Origin of the sequence: Streptococcus pluranimalium (assembly GCF_047785745.1) — a bacterium.
In the GTDB taxonomy this organism is placed as follows: domain Bacteria; phylum Bacillota; class Bacilli; order Lactobacillales; family Streptococcaceae; genus Streptococcus; species Streptococcus pluranimalium_B.
Genome location: NZ_JBLOJT010000005.1, coordinates 1 through 20683, shown reverse-complemented (window position 1 = coordinate 20683; position 20683 = coordinate 1). Strand labels below are relative to the sequence as shown.

Below are 20683 nucleotides of genomic sequence, written 5' to 3'. Positions count from 1 at the left end.
GTTCTGAATCGAACACTGCTTTTTTATTCATGAATCTCTAAAGGTAGACCGTCTGGATCGAAAAAGAAGCTCATCTTTTTACCATCAAAGTCATCCCAACGCAAAGGTTCATGTATGATACCTAGACGGTCAAATTCTGCCAAACAAGCTTCCACATCAGAAACTTTAAAGGCTAGATGGCGAAGTCCTCGATGTTCTGGCTGAGGTAGAGTCGGTCTAGCTGGCGCATCTGGCTTAATAAAGATTTCTAAAACGAGATTGCCTTTTCTGACATTGAATAAAATGTCATTTTTCTCAGGACGAATATGCTCGTCCAATTGTTCAAAGCCTAATAAGTCACAGTAGAAATGACGAGTTTTATCATAGTCGCTACCAATGATAGCAAGATGATGGATAGACTCAAAATTCATGATGTCTCCTTTTTATTGAGGGGTTGAAGTACTTTTCTTGGCTTGGTTCCTTCTGCTGGTCCGATAACGCCTGCTTCTTCTAATTCTTCCATGAGACGAGTCGCTCGGTTGAAACCAACCGATAGACGTCGTTGAATCATTGAAGCACTGGCTTTCTGCGTTTCAAGCACTAGAGCTTTCGCCTCTTCAAAGAGTGGGTCTCCCTCAGAAGCTCCGCCACCACTAGAAGCTGCCATATCTGCTTCAGTGACCTCACCCGGATCAAATGACTCATCGTATTCAGCTTCTGCTTGGTCCTTGATAAAGGTTACGATACGTTCGACATCATCATCTGAAATAAAGGAACCTTGTAAACGAACAGGGTGATTTTCATCAATTGGCTTGAAGAGCATATCACCACGTCCTAATAGTTTTTCTGCACCATTTTCATCTAAAATGGTACGACTATCCGTACCAGATGATACAGCAAAGGCTACACGAGAAGGAACATTAGCTTTAATCAAGCCAGAAATAACATCAACAGATGGACGCTGTGTGGCCAGAATCATGTGGATTCCGGCCGCACGCGCTTTTTGTCCCAGACGAATAATAGCATCTTCTACTTCCTTGCTGGCAACCATCATCAAGTCAGCTAACTCGTCGACAATGACCACAATCAGCGGTAGTGGAATATGTTTTTCTTCTGAATTCGCATTCCAGGCTTCTACTTTGGCATTATAACCGGCAATATTTCGAACGCCAAATTGGCTAAAGAGTTCATAACGATTTTCCATTTCATCAACAACCTTTTGCAGAGCTTTACTAGCCTTACGAGGATTGGTCACAACGGGAATGAGGAGATGGGGTATATCATTATAAACAGACAACTCAACCATTTTAGGATCAACCATAAGAAACTTAACCTGATCTGGACGAGCCTTCATCAAAATACTGGAAATAATGCCATTGACGGCAACGGATTTACCAGAACCTGTTGATCCAGCCACAAGAAGATGGGGCATTTTGGAGAGGTCAAAACTACGAGCTTTGCCATTGACAGCCTTACCAAGTGGAATTTCCAAGAGGTTTTCTGGTTTGGCACTGGATTGTTCCCAAAGCTCACGGAAGGAAACTGTCGCAATTTCTGAGTTAGGAACCTCAATACCGACCAAGGATTTTCCAGGGATAGGTGCTTCGATACGGACGTCTTTAGCTGCCAAAGCTAGTGCTAAATCATCAGCTAGGTTGGAGATACGGTTAACACGCACACCGACAGCTGGTTTAACCTCGTACTTGGTAACAGATGGGCCAATCTCTGCCCGCTCTACCTTGACATCAATATTGAAACTCTTAAAGGTATCTTCTAGGATTTTAATATTTTGACGAACAATGTTTTTCTCTTTAGCCTGACTCTTAGGTTTATCAGCTGCAAACAGGTCGATACCAGGTAATTTATAGTTGAGATGTTGTTTTGGTGTAAAATCAACAACTACTTGTGGATCGGGATCATTATCCAAATCATCCAAATCAATGGCTTCAGTCGGAATCTCCATTGCTTGACTTTCTTGCTCATAGGCATCCATTGGTGAATTCTCAAATAAACTCTCATCAAAACTCGGCACGTCAGTCGTTTCTTCTTCTGGCGCGTAGCCGATAATCTCAATGTTGCGTTCTGATGTTTCTTCAGGAATATCTTCATCCTTAGCTGAATTATTTCCTAGGATTTCACCTGTCTCTAGATCAACATTAAGCGATGCTAAACGCTCAGCTTCGGCTTTCTCAGCTGCTTCTTGCTCTTTTTTCTCCAGAGCTAGCTGTCGTTTTTCTTCGCGACGGGCAAAGCGTTCTTGCTTATTAATCTCATGCTTAGCCATCCATTCGTCACGTTTTTGGCTAAGAAATTCTAACAAATCATAAAGATCCCATGAGCTAATGATGAAAACACCAATAGCGATAATCAAAAAACCAATAAAGAATGATCCAATATTCGTAAATAAAAAGGCAGTCGGTTTGTACAAGAGGGCACCAAACATACCGCCTCCGAGGAACTGTGTCACACTAAAATGACTAAGATCTCTATAAATGAGACGAGAGGTTGATTTGAAAACTTCCTGTCCTTGTAAGAAAGGTTGGGTATAAAGGTAAGCATGCCATTCTAATAAGAAACCAACAAAGAGGGTAACAATCCCTGTCATAACACCCTCATGTCTTTGAAACCATCTAAAGCCAAAGAGACTCAGAAAGATTAAAAGAATTGCTGGGTAAGCTAAACTTCCCACAAAAAAACGAATGACGTTATAGACGGTTACACCAAATACGCCTAATCGAATAACACCAAAGATTAGGATAATAGCGACTAAAAAGCTGATAATCATGCGTCTGATAGCCGCTTGTTTTGCAATTTCCGCCTTGCTAGGACGACGCTTTTTCCTAGCCTTGGCTTTTGTTTTTGTACTTGTTTTTGCCATGACACCATTATAGCATATTTAAAAAGAGGCTGAGATAAAAATCCCAACCCCATTTTTTAGGCTTGTTATGAAGATGACATACAGTCGTTACCTTTACCAATTGTGCTCATCAACATTATCTTTTGTCACAAGGAAGATTGGTGAAACAGTTTGTTTCTCGACTTTTTTACCTTGGTAGTGGTCAATGGCAGCTTGGATAGCAATTTCTCCCATTTTAGCTGGTTGTTGGGCGATAGTTGCTGACATGGCTCCTTTTTTAATAGATTCATGAGCATCTGGTTGGCCATCAATCCCAACAATCAAGACATTTTCAAGTCCAGCTGCTTTGGCTGCTTGAGCTGCTCCCATAGCCATTTCATCATTTTGTGCAAAGATAGCTTGAACATCCTTATGACCTTGAATCATATTTTGCGCCGTATTCAATGCTTTGGCACGGTCAAAGTTTGCTGATTGGCTTGATAAAATATCAAGTTGGTCTTTAGCCACTTTATTAAAGCCATTGCCACGGTCTACAGTCGCTGAGGCTCCAGGAACACCTGACAATTCAAAAGTCTTAGCATCTTTCCCCAATTCTTTGATAATATATTCAGCTGCCATTTTTCCAGCTTCAACATTATCTGATGCAACGGTTGTCAAGACATCACCGCCGTTGCTACCACGGTCAATCAAAATAACAGGGATGTCTGCTGAATTAGCTGCTTTGATAGCTGGTACGATAGCATCTGAATCAACAGGATTAATCAAAATCGCATCGACATTTTGACTAACAAAGTTTTGCACATCATCTGCTTGTCTTGCCGCATCATCTTGTGCATCCGCTACTTTTACCTTAACACTTTTATCTTTAGCATATTTATCGATACCTTCTTTCATGGCTACGAAATAAGGATTATTAGTGGTTGAAATAGATACCCCAAGATTTAAATCTTTAGCTTCTTTTTTAGTAACTTCTTTATCTGAGTTGCTTGAGCCATTATCCAAGCCTGTTTTACCACAGGCAGCTAAGATGATAAGAAGACTTAAAACAAGCAGTACACGGCCAAACTGTTTCATAATTTTCATGATAAACTCCTTTACTGATTGGCTACTTTCAAGCGATCCAGTAGCACGGCGATGATAATAACAATACCTTTAACAACTTGTTGCCAGAAGGCTGAGACACCGATGATATTAAGACCATTATTGAGAACTCCGATAATAAGAGCACCAATTAAGGTTCCGATAATCCGACCTTTACCTCCTGACAAAGAAGTTCCCCCAAGAACAACAGCGGCGATAGCATCCATCTCATAGCTAGCTCCCGCAGTTGGTTGAGCTGAACTTAATCGAGAAGTGATTATCAAACCTGATACGGCTGCCATCATTCCTGAAATAGTATAGATAATCATTTTTACTTTATTTAATTTAACACCTGAGATATACGCCGCTTTTTCATTACCTCCTATAGCGTATACAGATTTCCCAAATGCTGTTTTATGAAGTAACACATATAAGAAAATAAAGACAAGGAACATCAAGATAACTGGAAACGGTATTCCAACAATATAACCTTGTCCAAGAAATTGGAAAAGAAAGCTATCACTTAGACCAGCTGTAATAGGATTACCGTTTGTATAGACCAAGGTAGCCCCTCTAAAAATAGTCATTGTAGCCAGTGTCACGATAAAGGGTGCCAATTTCCCAAAAGAGACCAAGAAACCATTCAAAAGTCCAAATAAGCCACCTAAAACTAATGCTAATACAATAGCCAAAGGTACTGGAACGCCACTACCGATAAAACCTGCTGATATGGCACTAGAAAGAGCCAATATCGATCCAACTGATAAATCAATCCCACCTGTTAAGATAACGAAAGTCATCCCAAAGGCAATAAACCCATTAGCTGTTACTTGTAAGAGTAAGTTGAGTAAATTGTTGGTGGTTAAAAAATTGGGATTGAGCATTGTGATCACAACCATCAATGCCGCTAAGGCAATCAGAGTTGTTAATTCTGATACATATTTCATTACTTGTTTCACACTATTGTCCTCCTGTCGCAAGCTGCATAACTAATTCTTGGTTAGCTTCTGATTGGCTAAGCTCACCACTGATATGACCTTCATGCATAACGATAATACGATCACTGACACCTAATATTTCTGGAAGGTCTGATGATACCATGATGATGGGAACACCTCTTTCTGCTAATTCATTCATCAATTGATAAATTTCTCGTTTAGCCCCAACGTCAACACCCCGTGTTGGTTCGTCTAAAATCAATATTTTAGGAGCAATGCCAATCCATTTGGCAAGGACTACTTTTTGTTGGTTACCACCCGATAGATTGCCAACAGGCAATTTTGGTGTTCCAGACTTGACTCTTAACCGTTCTATTAACTGATTGACAAATTCTGTACTGGTCTTATCATCAAAAAAGCCGTGTTTACTAAAATCTCGTGTACTTGGCAAGGTCATATTATCCTTAATCGAAAAGTCCAGAATTAACCCTTCATCCTTTCGGTTTTCAGTCAAGAATCCAATCCCCTTTTCAATAGCTTGAACAGGATTTGCAATCGAAACTTCCTGACCATCTATCTTTATCTGACCAGATTTTAAGGTATCAATCCCAAAAATAGCTCGCATAACTTCGGTTCGCCCAGCTCCCATCAATCCTGAAAAGCCAAGAATTTCACCCTTTCTAACCTGAAAGGAAACATCTTCAAAGTCATTACCACTCAGATGACGAACTTCAAAAGCAACCTCCCCAATCTTAGCTGTCTTGTCTGGATAGTAGTCTTCTAGTTCTCTACCCACCATTTTTTTTACCAACTCGTCTGAAGTCGTTTCATCGGTAGGCGTCGTATCAACCACTAAGCCATCACGCATAACCGTGATTAGATCCGTTATTCTAAAAATTTCTTCCATACGGTGGGAAATGTAAACAATCCCAACCCCTTGTACTTTCAGACTATTGATGATTGAAAAGAGCTTCTCTGTCTCTCGGTCAGTCAGAGCTGCAGTCGGTTCGTCCATAATAAGGATGGAAACTTCTGATAGCAAAGATTTAGCGATTTCAATCATTTGCTGCTGACCAACGGATAACTTGCCAATCTCAGCATTCAAGGGAATAGAGACCCCTAAACGATCAAATGCCTGATTAGCTTTGTCTTTCATCGCTTTTTGGTTCAGTAGACCAAGGCTATTTTTGATTTCACGCCCTAGAAATAAGTTTTCCAAGACCGTCATATCTGACCAGGTATTCATTTCTTGATGGATAAAGCTGATCCCAAATTCCTCAGCCTCTTGCGGATTGGCAAAAGCCATTTCTTTTCCGTCAATAGTAATCGTGCCTTTCGTTGCTGGAAACAAACCCGTTAAAATGTTCATCAAGGTTGACTTACCAGCACCATTTTCACCCATAAGAGCATGGATCTGCCCAGACTGTAGCTCTAAGTCAATTTTTTCAAGAACTTTATTATTTCCAAATGATTTTGAAATGTTTCTCATTTCAATTTTCATGCCTTCACCTCACTATAGGGTCACACCAGACTGCAAAATAATATTAGAATAAGGTGTATCTTCACCTGTTCGAACCACTGCTTTGACATGCTTATTCAGAGCTTTTAATTCTTCGTGACTGACGTAAACAATGTCAACACTAGCGTCTAATTTTTTCAATATCCTCTCTAACTGCTTAGAATTTTCAGTCTTAATTTCCTCAGCTAAGATCACTTTTTCAACTAATATATTGTCTAGATAGTTATCAAGGACATCTTGAAAGCTTGGTAAACCGTATTTTAGAGCAAGATCGATTTTGCTAACACCATCAGGAACAGGTAATCCTAAATCACCAATACACACTCTATCTGTATGACCTAAATCAGCTGCCATTTTAGCCAAATTACTATTCAACAGCCCATGTTTCTTCATAATAACCACTCTCTTTCATTTCATTTAAATAAGGCATTCCCCCCTGTGCCCCAAAACCTTGAACAGATAGATGGGATGCTAAGGTTCCAAAGCCTACAGCGTCTTTAAAGGCCATCCCTTTTGAAAAGGCGTAGCCAAATGCACCATTGAAGGTATCTCCAGCTCCTGTCGTGTCGACAACTTCTGCTTTAATAGCAGGCACTTTCTGGATTTCCTTGCCGTCAAAGAAAATGGATCCCTTTGTTCCCAAAGTTACTAAGAGTTTATTAGGGTAGTGTTTGATAACGTCTTCTATCTCTTGATTCGGAAATAATTCTTTAACCTCATGTTCATTAGGGGTAAAAACATCTACGAAGTCTAACATGTCAATATCCGTATCTCGCGATGGTGCTGGATTATATAAAACCTTGACACCATTTTGATGACAAAATTGAGCGACAGCTAAATTGCTTGAATGGCTGATCTCATTTTGTAAAACCACTAAATCAGCGCTTTTGATAATATCCCATTCACTGTCAAAATGACTGGCGTCTACTTCTCCGTTGGCTCCCGGACAGTAGATAATGCGATTATCATCATCATAAAGTGTAATTTGCGCAACACCTGTCGAATATGGTATCGTTCCCACATGGACGGAAATAACCTGATTTTGATTTAAATTTTCCAAAAGACTTGGTCCAAACTGATCCTGTCCCACAGCTCCTAGCATTTCAATATGATCATCTTTGGAACTCAGACGACCAATGGCCACCGCCTGGTTAGCTCCTTTGCCACCAGGTACCATGGAGAACTGCTTTCCAAAAACAGTCTCACCTGCCTCTGCAATACGATCTGTTTCCATAACCAAGTCCATGGAGATACTGCCAATAATAACGATTTTACTCATATGTCCTCCTTAACGTTTCCCTTTCAATGTATCTGACAGGCAATTGCACTCTTTTTTCTTCTATTGGTAACTGATTGGCAATTTTATAAATCAATTCAGCTGCTTCCTGCCCCAGCCTATAAGAAGACTGATGGATCGTTGATAAGGATGGGTAGATAAATCGACTCATCAAAATATCATCATAGCCAATAATCTGAATATCTTCTGGAATGTTTTTCCCACGCGATAATATCTCATGAATATAAGCTATCGCATGGACATCAGAAGGCGCCATAATACTATCACAATCAGGGTTTTGATCTAGCATGATCTTTGCTTCTTTTTGAATGACATCAAAATCAAAAGATTGACTATCAGATATGGCTACTGGTATCTTGTTTTCTTTAAAATAACACAGTCCTGCTTCAAATCTCTGATTGATACTCTGGGCACCATCAGACGGGCCTCGAACCAATAAAACCTTCCTAGTACCTGCTTGAACAATCTTCTCAGCTGCTAGACGACCACCAGCTCGATTATCTGAAAAAACACCATACTCAGTTTCTTGATCAACCCTATCAACAACAACCACTGGAATTTCCAAATCCGGATGCGTCTTTGTAAAATCGTGCGTTGTGATAATACCTGCCGCCTTAGTTTGGAGTAAAACTTTTAAATAATCTTCATCTAAAATATCTCCTTCACCAATATTTCCCAACATCACTCGGTAGCCACGTTCTTTTAAAAACTCTTCAGCGCCCCTAGCGAGACGAGGAAAAAATGGGTTAGAAATATCTGGCAGTAACAAACCGACTAGTTGATTGCGTTGTGATTTTAAGGATTGTGCTAAAACATTAGGGCTGTAATTTAAGATCTGAATAGCCTTTTTTATCTTTTTTTGAGCGTCCTGTCCCACATAACCTTTTTGAGAAATATAACGAGATACTGTTGATTTTGATACACCAGCTTCTTCTGCAACTTCTTTTATCGTAACCACAGAAAACCTCCTTTTTTATTTGTGGAACCGTTCTCATATTTTATATTGTAATCGCTTACTTTATTTTTGTCAATCATTTTTAAAAATAAAAATAAGCTTAATTCCATCAAAAATAGTCGTAAAAGTGATCTCCAACCCATTTCATAAGAAAATTCAGCCACTGCTTTTCATAAAAAAAATATCCCATATCACGTTTTTCAAATAACATGATATGGGATATTTTGCTCATTTATAAGGTTCTTCGCTCAGAACCTTAGTTTAGTTTTAAGACGTTTTTTTCAAGTAGTCAATCGCATCCTGAACATTCTTGACTGGAATAATTTTCATGTCTGTCTGGATACGCTTAGCAGCCTCTTTGGCTTCCTGATAATTGGTTTTAGCATCAGGATGTTCTTTCAAATAAGCTTTTGGGAGGGGATTGTTTGGTACAAAGAAAATCTCAGCCTTATCTTTAGCTGCTGAAACAACCTTCTTATCCGCACCACCAATATCACCGACTGAACCGTCTTTTTCAATCGTTCCAGTACCTGCAATCATACGTCCTTTTCTCAAATCTTCTTCATTGATTTGATCTAGAATATCCAAGGTAAACATAAGACCTGCACTCGGTCCACCAACATTGCCTGTTGAAAAATGAACTGGCGTTTTTGTTTCAACTTCGGTATGATCTACGAGTCCTATTCCAATCCCATTCTTGCCATTATCTAGCTTAATGATTTTACCAGAAGCTTCTTTTTCTTTGCCATCAGATAAATATTGTACGGTCACCTTATCCCCAATCTTTTGTTTGGCAACGTAATCAATAAGTTCCTTAGAACTTTCAAAGGTTTTACCATTAAAACCGGTAACAGTATCTGCTAAACCTAGAATTCCTTTAAAAGTAGAGTGCTTAGCCACATCCAAAACATAAACACCGAAGTATTTTAAGTCTACAGGTTTGTCAGCTAATTTAAAAGCTTGGTAGATCGCTTCATTTTGTGACGTTTCCATATAAAACTGATTGAGGCGAATGTACTCCTCTTCGGTATAATTTCCCAAACTCTCCTTAGCAGTTGAAATATCGGTAAAAGGAGTTGCCCAAGCATAAAGTAAAGCGACCGGGGTTGCCTGCATTTGAGAAATCGCGACAAAATTATAAGAACCTTTAGCTTTATCTTCTTTGTCATCAACTTCTAAAACATCACGAATATCATAGGCTCCCCCAGGCATTTCAATGTAATAAGGCAGCGGGAGAAAGAAGGCAACAGCCAGTAAAATAGCTGTTCCAATTCCTAGTAACCACCATTTTAAAGGGGAATTCTTTTTAGGTTTTTCCTCAATGACTTTAAATTCTTGTTTGTTCACGCTTTTTCTCCACTTCTTTAACAACAGATTCAGGAACAAAATCCGAGATATCTACTTTAAAATAAATCAATTCCCGGATACGACTAGAGCTGACTTCTTGCCATTGATTAGCTGACATGAGGTAAATGGTATCAATACTAGCGTTCAAATGTTTATTGAAAAATTCCAAATTAGCCTCATAAGTCAAGTCGTTGCCATTACGTAATCCTCTCACCAAATGAGTCACATTAAGCTTGGCTGCAACATCAACTGCAAGGCTATGATTAGCCGTAATAACCGTCACATTTTCAAGTTCAGCCACTGCTTTTTCAAGCATGTGACGTCTCTGGTCAATGTTAAACAGCCCTTCTTTTTCTTTATTGTAAAAAATCCCAACATAGAGTTGGTCAAACAGTTGACTAGCACGCGCAATCAAATCCACATGCCCTAAGGTTACTGGATCAAAAGACCCTGTAAATAAGCCAATTTTCTTATCTGACATATACCGTCACCTTACTAATTCCGTAAATTTTTTGTTTCCAAATACCAAAGGCTGAGATTTCTTCTGGCAATACTACCATCTTGTCAGTCTCACAAACAATCATCACATCCTCAGCTAGTGACCCTCTAGCTTCCAACTCTGTCACAACATTGACAATTTGTTCCTTTGCATAAGGCGGATCCAAGAGAACCAAGTCAAACTGTCCTGATAGCTGACTCAGAGCTTTTTTATCATCCATCTTCAGCAATTGAAATTGTTTTTCAGACTTGGTCATTTTAATATTGGCTTGGATAATAGCTTGTGCTGAACGGTCTTTTTCAACTAAGACAGCATGATCCATACCGCGTGAAACTGCCTCAATACCAAGGCTACCGCTTCCAGAATACAAATCAAGCACCCGACCACCATCAAAAAAGGGACCAATCATATTAAACATAGCCCCTTTGACCTTATCAGTTGTGGGGCGAGTCGTTTTACCTGCTAACGTCTTTAAGGGACGTCCTCCAAATGTACCTGCTACTACTCTCATAATGTTTTCTATTATAGCAAAATTCTTTAAGATAATTCTCCTAAAAAATGCTATAATAATTTTTAAATTTTTGATAATAAGGAAAAACATGACAAGATTTGCATTAATCATCAATCAACAATCTGGAAAAAGTGATAAAGATCAATTGGTTGAAACCATCAAGACATTCTTAATTGAAAAAAATATAGCTGAAAAAGACATTTTGACCTTCTATCCTAAATCTGCTAATGAAACCAGAGAAATGGCAAAAGAAGCCTGTCTAGATAAAGTAGATGTCATCATCCCGTTAGGAGGTGATGGTACCATCAAACTTGTTTGCGCAGGTATCTATGAAGGTGGCGGTCACGCTCGCTTAGGTCTAATACCAACTGGAACGGTTAATAATTTAGCTAAATCTCTTGGAATTCCGCTAAACACTAAAAAAGCTTTAGAAAGTCTTTTTTCTGGACAAGGACTAGCTATTGATATGGCAAAGGTTAGCAATCAATACATGATTTCTAGCCTAACTCTTGGTCTGATGGCTGATATGGCACTTAGCGTCACTCCTGAAAACAAACGTCGTTTTGGTGCTCTTGCCTTTATCAAAGCAGGTTGGAAAATCTTTCTACGCAGGCGCTCCTATCGTATTCAAGCTATCTCAGATCAGAAAAAGCAATATATCAAAACCAAATTACTCTTAGTTACCATGAGTAATACTGTCGCTGGTCTTCCTGGTTTTAACCGTAAAGACACTGTAGACGATGGGCTTTTCACTGTTTATACGTTAAAGAAAACCCACTTCATTCGTTTTTTCTTTTACTTCTTCTTCCGTATTGGTACATTTAGTCAATTTAAGCATTGGGATTCCTTTCAAGCTTCTGAACTACGCTTGGTTAATGTACGACAAAAAGATAAAAATAACCCCAATGTACGGATTGATGGCGATGTAGCAGGTAAATTACCCGTCCTTATCCAGATGCTTCCCAAAGCCATCACGGTCATTGTTCCTAAGAAATAATGTCAATAGGTAAGTAGCAACAATGTTTTTTTCTCTATGTGATACCTCCACATAATCCTTCGTCACTATTTTAAGTAACTTACCAAGTTAATATGCCGATCATTTTACAATTCACTTCCTGAGTCTATAAAATTACACATAAGAAGACTATAATTTATAAGCCTTTGAAAATAGGAAAGTTTGCTTCAAGATAATCGACCAATTCTTTACTGAGTCGTCTAGGTCCTCTGACCGCTCGAACACCTTTTTCTGACATCAATCCAAAGGGTAGTTGGTCATCTCCAAATGTTTGCTTTAGCGAGAGTTTCATCAATTGTTTAATCCTTGGATTGTCACGATGTCCCTTATTCTCAATATCAACTTCTAAAACCTTACAAGCATATCGAATAGCCTTAATAGGACTCGTCATGTAAATCAACACCCAATCGCCAGTTTTAATGCTGGCTTTTTGTGTCCAAAGAATCTCAGAATTCTCTGCAAATTCAGCATCGATATTATAATATTTAGGATTTGCCGGAATAACCCAGTAATCTGTTCCATCAGGATTTGATAAGGCCTTAGGTGCTACCAGTGAACGGCTATCCTCAACCAAGGCAAACAGGTCCTCATCTGTTAGACGATTATCCAAAGTAATCGTACCCCAGGTTTTCTTGGACATATGATAAGAGGGATAAATTCCTGGCAGTCTTAGTAATTCTTGTAAACGATTGGATACCACCTTGATATTGATGATTTCAACCTCTTCTTGCAAGGCTTCTTGTGACCACTTTTCATCACCCAACTGTAATTTCTCTCGCCTGACTGAGCCAACAAGACCGTACCATTTAGCGTTAGCAGGATGTCTGAAAGCTGTAAAACAGGGAAATTTCTTAAAAGGATTATCTGTTGCATCTCCAAAAGTCCTTGTTAGATAAGTAGCTAGGCGATTCGTCTGGTCATTTTCAAAGAGTCTAGTCTCAAAGCACTCCTCAGCTATCCTCGTCAACATCTGACCATAAGCATCACGAACTTGACCAACAAAGTTCCCTTGGGCTGAATTTGCTCGGAAGGCATCATATTCTTCGTCTAAATCTAGATCTATCACTTGACCAAAAAGGTCTCCATCAGCCTTAATCCTAATCACAGCCTGGAATTGACCATCTAAAAAATTCTCTCGATAAGTATAGCCCTTCTGATCTTTAACAAAACCAAAGCGCTCTAGTTGCTCAAATCGCACGTATTTCTTCTTAAAAAACTCAGATTCCAATGACATCATTTTCCTTTCACTAAACACTCTTACGTTACAGATTAGCTGATGATTAACTCATACCTAACCGACTTAAGCTGGTTTCCCATGTGATTAACGGTTTCTTGGGCAATCATTCGACCACCTATTTTTTCGATTAATTGACGAGAGGCTTGGTTGTCCTCATGCGCTGCCAGAAGCAGACGTCCAATACCTCGAGACCGATACTGACTTAAGGCGAAATTTATCAAAGCTTGAGCGACACCTTGATGCCTAAAAGAAGGAGCCACCATATAACCCAGATGCCCCAACGTCAAGCAGTCTGGATGTTCCATCTCCCAGAAACAAATGACAAAACCGGCTATGGCACCATCAACAAAGGCAAAATAGCGGGTAAAGGGCGAGTAGCTTTGCTCTAGCTGCTTGACCTCTGAAAGATCACTTTGAGAGACAAAAGCCTTAAAATCTTCAACTGGCCACCACTCGATAAAAGGGTTGGTGCGCTTATCCTCAAGTAATTCATCTTCAAAATCAAAAAAAGCTTTTTGATCGCTTAACGCTATCTTGCGAATTTCCATCTTACCTCCAAACTAAAAAGGCAGTGGGGAAGAATACCCTGTAACTAAAAAGAGTTCGTCTTCGCTACATGGTTTTAAGTCTCAGAACTGAGACTATCCACCGGACAGTTTTTGACACTTGCCTCACAAGTTTTATTGCCCGATTGAAAGCTTTCATAAACTTATTCAACCACCCCCGCCTAGCTCAAAAGGTCTTTCAAAACTTTTGAGCGTGCAGATAGAAAAAGCACAGCTTTTATCTACTCTTCTAGGTTTAGTTCCGATCGTAAAATGCGAAAGAAACAGCTATTCAGCAGTGGTTGCTTGAAACTAAAGTTCCTAAGCAACTGTACAGAGGAAAGGCTAAAAGCGATATACCGCTAAGTTCTTCTCCCCACCACTGCCTTAGACCGTTATAACGAACATCCTATAAAGAGGTTGGACTTTTGCCAACCTCCTTATATTATATTTAGTGCAGTTAGCTACTGCCAAAGCCCAAGTGTTATACTTGGAAAAACCACTGTGGATTAGTATTTCCTCCAATCGCTTGACGATTTCCAAAAGGAAGTCGCCTTTTGGGGTATTGTTGAAAATACTACATATTATGGTTGGTGTAAACTGGTATATAGTTCCCTAATTTTATTGTGACAAAATAGTTTTTCAAGTATATAACTTATTCATATGAGATAGAATAGAATGATTGATAATAAAATATGGGCAATAAACTGATAACAATAGCTAAGTTTAGCATAAAATGCGATAGATTCCACTAATTGTTTTTTTGTATGTACTTATTTTCCTTTAAAAATGAGATTGCTTCATTAGAAGCATATGACTCTATAATCAACGTAAGAAGTAAACATGTTAGCAATATGATTACATCAATTATTAATATCGGTTTAAACATGAAATATTTTTTCCGAACCAGATTGAATATAGTGCTATTATTTTCAATAATACTGATATCAGATAAGTATAAATAGATACAATAGATTGTATTTTTAAAAGCCTATTTCTATCTTTGGAATGATATAATTCATGTACAAAAGCAAAGGCATCTATCAAATAGCTACTCTCAAAATTTTTTACTCCAACTGTATAGGTTGTATTGCAAAGTTGATTCTAGAAATCCCTAAGGTTTATTAAACATTTTTATTAAAAATAAAGATCCCAGTATTATAATCACCCCAATTAAAAAGATTGGTAATTCCATTTCCTTATATTTTTCAATATATGGAATGACATACATGCTAAGTAATACAAGTAGTACTCCAATAAGAGCTATGATGATTAAAAAATATTTTTGCCACATAAATTATGTAATATCCCACCAGCCGTTATTTGGATGTTTATCTCCTGAATCCAAATGTCTCGCTAACATCCCACCGACACTCAAGCCTCCTGTTCCTAAGACAAAACCAACAACTGTTCCAGAAATTCTATTTGCAGCTTGAACACCTATAAAGTTTATTAAGGCTCCTCTTAGGAATCTAGTAAATGTTTGTCGACCAACAACTTTTATCGCAGCCTTAAATAAAGCAATTCCTCCGCCACCACCCATAAAATATGCAATTGTAGCGTTAATGGCGGAATTAACACCAAAAGCTAGAGCACCATTAGGTACAGATAATCCCCCCCCTCAAGATACATCATCTCTTCTTGTTCAAGAACAACATAATTGTTTGGTAATACTAATTCCATAAGAATTCTCCTTTCATTTCATTAGTGACTGTCTCGCCAGTCCTTGTTGATTTTTGGTTTGCCATCTGTGTCATATAAGACTGTCATGGCAATCCCTTCTTTATAATATTCGACACCAGTTTCTTGATCAACCACGATTAAAGATCCTGAGTTCATCGGAATGTATTCAAAACGATTATCACTTTTCTTTGATTTGTTAAACATCAATCAATACCTCCTCTACACTTCTAGCCTAGCATGATAACAAGACACTGTCAAAGGGTTAGGATTTTTCCAAAGGAATCAAACGCACACGAATGATGTTCTCACTGTCTTCAAACAAGGCCACTAACTGGTCAATCTTAGCAGCGTCCGTTTCATCCAAATCTAGCAAGGTATAGGCATAATCACCTTTTGAACGATTGAGGATATTATCAATGTTAATGTCCAAATCTGAAACTGCTGTCGAAATTTTAGCCACAATATTAGGCACATTTTTATTGATTAAGGTAATAGTAATACGGTAAGGGGCGTCTTGAACCTGATGCATGTTCGGGAAATTAACCGAGTTAGTGATCTCCCCAGTCTCCAAGAAGTGTCGAACCGTCTGACTGGCCATAATGGCACAGTTCAGTTCCGCTTCCTCAGTTGAGCCACCCACATGTGGAAAAACAATCACTCCTTCTTTGTTGAGGAGCTCTTGGGTTCCAAAGTCTGTGATGTAACGTCTAACTCCCCCTGTTTCAAGGGCATCAAAAAGAGCTGAATTAGCCACAAGTTCTGCACGGGCAAAATTAATAATGACAGTATTTTTTTTCATTTGGTCAAAAGCCGTGCGATCAAAGATATGCTTAGTATCCTCAGTCAAAGGAATATGAACAGTGATATAGTCAGATTGGCTAAAAATGTCTTTTAGATCATTAACTCGTTTGACATGACTGGAAATATTCCATGCCGTTTCAATAGACACATAAGGATCATAACCTAGGACATTCATGCCCAAACGGCGCGCATCATTAGCAATCCTAGCACCAATAGCACCTAGACCGATAACACCTAGCGTTTTCCCTGAAATTTCTGAACCAGCAAATTGGGATTTGCCAGCCTCAATTTGCTTGGGCACATCATGACCAGACAGGCTATTTACCCAACTATTAGCAGATAGGTAATCACGCGCCGATAACAAAATAGCTGTTAAAACGGCTTCTTTGACAGCATTGGCATTGGCGCCTGGTGTGTTAAAGACAACAATCCCTGCTTCTGTCGCCTTATCAATGGGAATATTATTGGTCCCAGCACCTGCTCGGGCAATGGCTTTAAGATTATCTGGAAAATCCACATCATGCAACTGTTGACTACGTAAAATATAGGCGTCTGGATTATCCGCTAAGTCACCATCAATTTGAAAGGCATTGCCTAATTCTTTCAAACCAATTTTATTAATGTTATTGAATGTTTTGACACTAAAGACCATAGAAATCTCCTCTAATCGTATTAACTGTTAGCTAAATATCGCTATCTGACACTCTTTAGCAATTATTGTAAGTAAGACATTATAGATCGTAACGAAGGCCCTCATCAACCTCTTGATAATCTGCTGTTTCAGACGTTGACTTTATTTTCTGATAGGCTAAACGTTCCCCCTCAAACATAACTTTGCCACAATAAACGTAACCAAGTTTTTCTAAAATATGCTGCATAATATGGTTTTTAGGATGGGTATCACAACGAAAATCTGGACCCTTATGACCTTCAATTAAACCTTGGATGAAAGTTTGCCCTACTTTTTGCCCACTAGCTTTCTTAGAAACAGCAACCCGATGGAAAACAGTATATTGATGATTAGCATGTTTCCATTTGCCATCTGTGATGTTCTCATAGGCTGGATCTTGTCCTACAATGACTGCAGCATAAGAAACAATATCACCATCAATCAATCCAACCCAAGCTTGACCTTGCAAAATATCATCAATGATATCAATGGCTGCAGGGTATTTTCCCTGCCACTGGTCACTACCCGACGCTTTAAGAAAGGCACGTGCTTCCTCTATAATGGTCATAATAGTATCTACTTCGTTGGGATGTGCTAAACGTAGCTCCATTATCCATGTTCCTCCTCAAAAGCTTTCATAAATCTGATCAGTGCTTCTACACCTTCTAGCGGAAAAGCATTATAGAGACTCGCTCGCATCCCCCCCACACTACGGTGACCTTTGATATTTTTAAATCCTGCTTCATCTGCAGCTTGATTAAAGGCTTTATCGAGTTCCGCATTCGGTGTCACAAAAGGGATATTAGCTAGCGATCGATCCTTAGCAAACTTAACTGGGCTCTTATAAAAGTCAGACCTATCAATAAAATCATAAAGAAGGCTTGATTTTTGACGATTAAGTTCCTCCATTTTAGCAACACCACCTAAAGATATCACATGTTCAAAAACTAATTTAGCCATGTAAATACCAAAAGTTGGTGGCGTATTATAAAGCGAAGCATTTTCTGCTTGGATGCGATAATCCAACATGCTAGAAAGAGCAGGCTCATCATTCAAGAAATCCTCACGGACAATAACAATCGTCACACCAGCAGGCCCAATATTTTTTTGCGCACCAGCATAAATCATAGCAAAATCAGAAACCTTGTAATCAATGGCTAAGATATTCGATGACATGTCAGCCACAATAGGGACACCATTTGTTTCAGGTAGTTGATAAACACTCGTTCCCTCGATAGTATTATTGGTTGTTAGATGAACATACGCCGCCTTCGGATCAATCAAACTGCTATCAAATTCTGGAATACGGTCAAATCCAGTCTCTTCAGATGAAGCCAAGCAAATGGGTTCAAAAGGAATTGTCTGTGAGAGTTTAACCGCTTCAGTATAGGCTTTGTTACCCCAAGATCCTGCAACTAGGTAATAAGCTTTCTTTCCCTTTGCCATATTTAAAGGTAACATGGAAAACTGTGTTGAAGCACCACCTTGCAAAAAGAGAACCTTATAATGATCTGGAATCTGCATCAACTCTCGCAACAATTGCTCAGCATTTTTGATAATGTCATCAAATTCCTTGGAGCGGTGGGACAATTCCATAACACTCATGCCTGAGTTGGCATAATCCAAAAACTCAGCTTGGGCTTTTTTTAACACTTCTTTTGGCAATACTGCAGGACCTGCAGAAAAGTTATAAATTGTCATCACCACGACCTCCATTTAAAATTAATTCATTATATCACAAAATTGTGTATTATTATCAGAATTTTTCTACAAAGTATTGTTTTTTGATGTTTTTTACCGACAGCAGTTGCTGACGAAAATCAGTAACATTCATGATATAATAAATCCAAACCCTCTTGAAAGGACTACAAATGATTACCAAAGAATTTTGCGCTGAAAACTTAACCAACCTCCATAGGCTAAATAGCCCAGATATCTCACGTGTTGAACTTTGTGATAACCTAGCTGTCGGTGGAACCACACCGTCTTATGGTGTTATCAAGGAAGCCAATCGTTACCTTCATGACAAACATATTTCCTCAGCTATTATGATTCGGCCCCGTGGCGGTAACTTCGTCTATAATGATCTTGAACTACGTGCTATGGAAGAGGATATCCTCCGTGCCGCCGAATTAGAATCTGATGCTCTTGTATTAGGATTATTAACAGAAGACAACCAACTAGACACAGAAGCCATCGAACAACTCTTACCATCAACCCAAGGTCTTCCCCTTGTTTTTCACATGGCTTTTGATCACATTCCACAAGAAGACCAGTTTCAGGCTATCGATGACTTGATTGACTATGGTTTTACACGCATTCTAACCCATGGGAATCCTGATAGCAAGTCTGATATCTTTGATAATGTTGCTCATTTAAAAGCTTTAGTTGACTATGCCGCAGATCGTATTGACATTCAAATCGGTGGAGGTATTACTAAGGATAATTTCCAAGAACTTGTCAAACTCACAGGAGCTACCCAAGTTCATGGGACACGATTACTATCATAAAAAAGAGGCTGGTTTACCCAGTCTCTTAACTGTTATCAAAAATCATCATTTTGAATGTCGTTGTGTATGACATATTATAAATTAAAATCTGACTAGGAAAAGAGCCACAGATAGCACTGAAGGTCATCAAGGTAAACTCGACAAGATCAGATTTTGATTTTCAATGAGTATTATTCTGATTCTTGGACAGGCTCATAGATAAATCGAACTGTCTTATCATGCTTAGTAACACGTTCCGAATAAGCAGAATAAGCATTATCACGACCGACAAACCAATACTCTTGACCATAAAAGTCCTTTATTCGTCTTGGTGGAATAGCCTCGTAACGACTCCCTAGTGGAGATGTCATAGGAGTGACTAAAATTTGAGATTGAGTCAATTTTTTACCAGTTGCATTAACGAATTCAACAAAAACACCACCAGCTTCAGTTGCCTCATCGGTTGCTCTAGCAAAAACCTGCATATCCAGCTGCATCCATCCATCAAAAAGATCTCTTGGAACAGCTACTTGCCATTGTCCTTCTTGGTCAGCTTGAACAGTTACAGAAGTGACATCCCACTTATCGTTCCCCTTCTTGAATCTAACACTAACCATCTGATTGGCTGAAGCCTTTCCTGAAACGGTATTATCCCCTTCTTTCCAAGGATTGATGCTAACTTGTTGATTATCAGCTTGATCGTCAACAAATTCTTGCAACATCTCTGCTGCAACATGATTGGCTTGTCCCGAGCTAACGCTTGTTAGCAAGCATGCCGTCACTAAAGTCACTTTTAAAAACTTTTTCATTATCATAACCACCTTTATTTAAACTATCTTAATCGTAACAGAGCCTTATCATTAGGGCAATCTAGCTTCATCAGACAATTTTACAATATTAACAGTTGATGACATAACTCCATCCTTACCTCCTCAAAAATATCTCAATAAACAGACAAATTTTTCTTGATGACGAAAAGTCAAACATTTTCCCTTAACAATTAGTTATAAGACTAACAAGTTTTCAACAAAAAAGTCAATTTGATCACAATTTTAAACATATACTCTCTATGATTATCAGCCATAAGTTCAAAGAATACGGAGTGATTAGGGCTCTATAATTTCTGTAGTGGGTAAAATCCACTGCGGATGTTATAGGGCTTTTTGACTGTATGCAAAAAGTCCCACATGACTTATAATGAAAAGCGCCAAACAACTCATTAGAAAGTGTCATATGGAACTATTTAAGAATACCACAGATT

The 20683-nt window shown here is 38.8% G+C and carries 21 protein-coding genes; 2 read left to right on the top strand and 19 right to left on the bottom strand.

Annotated elements, in window-relative coordinates:
- Nucleotides 1–23 precede the first annotated feature (23 nt).
- From ACMZ6U_RS01665 to rsmD, 11 genes are all read right to left on the bottom strand, one after another.
- Nucleotides 24–410, bottom strand: coding sequence for a VOC family protein (locus ACMZ6U_RS01665; protein WP_416105932.1), 387 nt, complete (start codon nucleotides 408–410; stop codon nucleotides 24–26).
- Nucleotides 407–2857, bottom strand: a complete 2451-nt coding sequence (locus ACMZ6U_RS01660) for a DNA translocase FtsK (RefSeq protein WP_416105931.1) — start codon at nucleotides 2855–2857, stop codon at nucleotides 407–409. Before ACMZ6U_RS01660 ends, ACMZ6U_RS01665 begins: the two co-directional genes overlap by 4 nt.
- Nucleotides 2858–2950: 93 nt before the next feature.
- Nucleotides 2951–3919, bottom strand: coding sequence for a substrate-binding domain-containing protein (locus ACMZ6U_RS01655; protein WP_416105930.1), 969 nt, complete (start codon nucleotides 3917–3919; stop codon nucleotides 2951–2953).
- Between the two features lie 11 nt (nucleotides 3920–3930).
- Nucleotides 3931–4875 (bottom strand): ABC transporter permease subunit, encoded by a 945-nt coding sequence (locus ACMZ6U_RS01650; RefSeq protein WP_416105929.1) that lies wholly within the window; start codon nucleotides 4873–4875, stop codon nucleotides 3931–3933.
- A 1-nt stretch (nucleotide 4876) separates the two neighbouring features.
- On the bottom strand, nucleotides 4877–6355 hold the full coding sequence (locus ACMZ6U_RS01645; protein ID WP_416105928.1) for a sugar ABC transporter ATP-binding protein: 1479 nt from the start codon (nucleotides 6353–6355) through the stop codon (nucleotides 4877–4879).
- Nucleotides 6356–6367: 12 nt separating this feature from the next.
- Complete coding sequence (gene rbsD / locus ACMZ6U_RS01640; protein ID WP_416105927.1) at nucleotides 6368–6766, bottom strand: D-ribose pyranase; 399 nt, start codon at nucleotides 6764–6766, stop codon at nucleotides 6368–6370.
- Complete coding sequence (rbsK, locus tag ACMZ6U_RS01635) at nucleotides 6741–7652, bottom strand: ribokinase (RefSeq protein ID WP_416105926.1); 912 nt, start codon at nucleotides 7650–7652, stop codon at nucleotides 6741–6743. Before rbsK ends, rbsD begins: the two co-directional genes overlap by 26 nt.
- On the bottom strand, nucleotides 7645–8628 hold the full coding sequence (locus ACMZ6U_RS01630; protein WP_416105925.1) for a LacI family DNA-binding transcriptional regulator: 984 nt from the start codon (nucleotides 8626–8628) through the stop codon (nucleotides 7645–7647). The genes rbsK and ACMZ6U_RS01630 overlap by 8 nt, the downstream gene beginning before the upstream one ends.
- 264 nt (nucleotides 8629–8892) lie before the next feature.
- On the bottom strand, nucleotides 8893–9972 hold the full coding sequence (locus ACMZ6U_RS01625; protein ID WP_416105924.1) for a SepM family pheromone-processing serine protease: 1080 nt from the start codon (nucleotides 9970–9972) through the stop codon (nucleotides 8893–8895).
- Nucleotides 9953–10453: a pantetheine-phosphate adenylyltransferase gene (gene coaD, locus ACMZ6U_RS01620; protein ID WP_416105923.1), complete on the bottom strand. Its 501-nt coding sequence runs from the start codon at nucleotides 10451–10453 to the stop codon at nucleotides 9953–9955. Before coaD ends, ACMZ6U_RS01625 begins: the two co-directional genes overlap by 20 nt.
- Entirely contained in the window at nucleotides 10443–10982 is a 540-nt protein-coding gene (gene rsmD / locus ACMZ6U_RS01615) for a 16S rRNA (guanine(966)-N(2))-methyltransferase RsmD (protein WP_416105922.1), read from the bottom strand. Before rsmD ends, coaD begins: the two co-directional genes overlap by 11 nt.
- Nucleotides 10983–11070: 88 nt before the next feature.
- On the opposite strand from rsmD, the gene ACMZ6U_RS01610 reads away from it, so the two are divergent.
- Nucleotides 11071–11979 (top strand): diacylglycerol/lipid kinase family protein, encoded by a 909-nt coding sequence (locus ACMZ6U_RS01610; RefSeq protein WP_416105921.1) that lies wholly within the window; start codon nucleotides 11071–11073, stop codon nucleotides 11977–11979.
- 154 nt (nucleotides 11980–12133) lie between these two features.
- Here ACMZ6U_RS01610 and ACMZ6U_RS01605 read toward each other — a convergent pair whose 3' ends face one another.
- From ACMZ6U_RS01605 to serC, 7 genes are all read right to left on the bottom strand, one after another.
- Nucleotides 12134–13231 carry an MmcQ/YjbR family DNA-binding protein gene (locus ACMZ6U_RS01605; RefSeq protein ID WP_416105958.1) on the bottom strand — a complete coding sequence of 366 codons (1098 nt, stop codon included), beginning with the start codon at nucleotides 13229–13231 and terminating at the stop codon, nucleotides 12134–12136.
- Nucleotides 13232–13266: 35 nt separating this feature from the next.
- Complete coding sequence (locus tag ACMZ6U_RS01600; RefSeq protein WP_416105920.1) at nucleotides 13267–13782, bottom strand: GNAT family N-acetyltransferase; 516 nt, start codon at nucleotides 13780–13782, stop codon at nucleotides 13267–13269.
- Nucleotides 13783–15076: 1294 nt separating this feature from the next.
- Nucleotides 15077–15322 carry a hypothetical protein gene (locus ACMZ6U_RS01595; protein ID WP_416105919.1) on the bottom strand — a complete coding sequence of 82 codons (246 nt, stop codon included), beginning with the start codon at nucleotides 15320–15322 and terminating at the stop codon, nucleotides 15077–15079.
- Between the two features lie 161 nt (nucleotides 15323–15483).
- Nucleotides 15484–15666: a DUF6440 family protein gene (locus ACMZ6U_RS01590; RefSeq protein WP_218654102.1), complete on the bottom strand. Its 183-nt coding sequence runs from the start codon at nucleotides 15664–15666 to the stop codon at nucleotides 15484–15486.
- Nucleotides 15667–15724: 58 nt separating this feature from the next.
- Nucleotides 15725–16915 carry a 3-phosphoglycerate dehydrogenase family protein gene (locus tag ACMZ6U_RS01585; RefSeq protein WP_416105918.1) on the bottom strand — a complete coding sequence of 397 codons (1191 nt, stop codon included), beginning with the start codon at nucleotides 16913–16915 and terminating at the stop codon, nucleotides 15725–15727.
- Nucleotides 16916–16994: 79 nt separating this feature from the next.
- The gene (locus ACMZ6U_RS01580) at nucleotides 16995–17543 is read right to left on the bottom strand and encodes a GNAT family N-acetyltransferase (RefSeq protein WP_416105917.1); all 549 of its coding nucleotides are present in this window, start codon (nucleotides 17541–17543) and stop codon (nucleotides 16995–16997) included.
- The gene (serC, locus tag ACMZ6U_RS01575; RefSeq protein ID WP_416105916.1) at nucleotides 17543–18634 is read right to left on the bottom strand and encodes a 3-phosphoserine/phosphohydroxythreonine transaminase; all 1092 of its coding nucleotides are present in this window, start codon (nucleotides 18632–18634) and stop codon (nucleotides 17543–17545) included. The genes ACMZ6U_RS01580 and serC overlap by 1 nt, the downstream gene beginning before the upstream one ends.
- A gap of 170 nt (nucleotides 18635–18804) precedes the next feature.
- On the opposite strand from serC, the gene ACMZ6U_RS01570 reads away from it, so the two are divergent.
- Nucleotides 18805–19443 (top strand): copper homeostasis protein CutC, encoded by a 639-nt coding sequence (locus ACMZ6U_RS01570; RefSeq protein ID WP_416105915.1) that lies wholly within the window; start codon nucleotides 18805–18807, stop codon nucleotides 19441–19443.
- Nucleotides 19444–19613: 170 nt separating this feature from the next.
- On the opposite strand, the gene ACMZ6U_RS01565 is transcribed toward ACMZ6U_RS01570, so the two are convergent.
- Nucleotides 19614–20231, bottom strand: coding sequence for a hypothetical protein (locus ACMZ6U_RS01565; RefSeq protein ID WP_416105914.1), 618 nt, complete (start codon nucleotides 20229–20231; stop codon nucleotides 19614–19616).
- Nucleotides 20232–20683 lie beyond the last annotated feature (452 nt).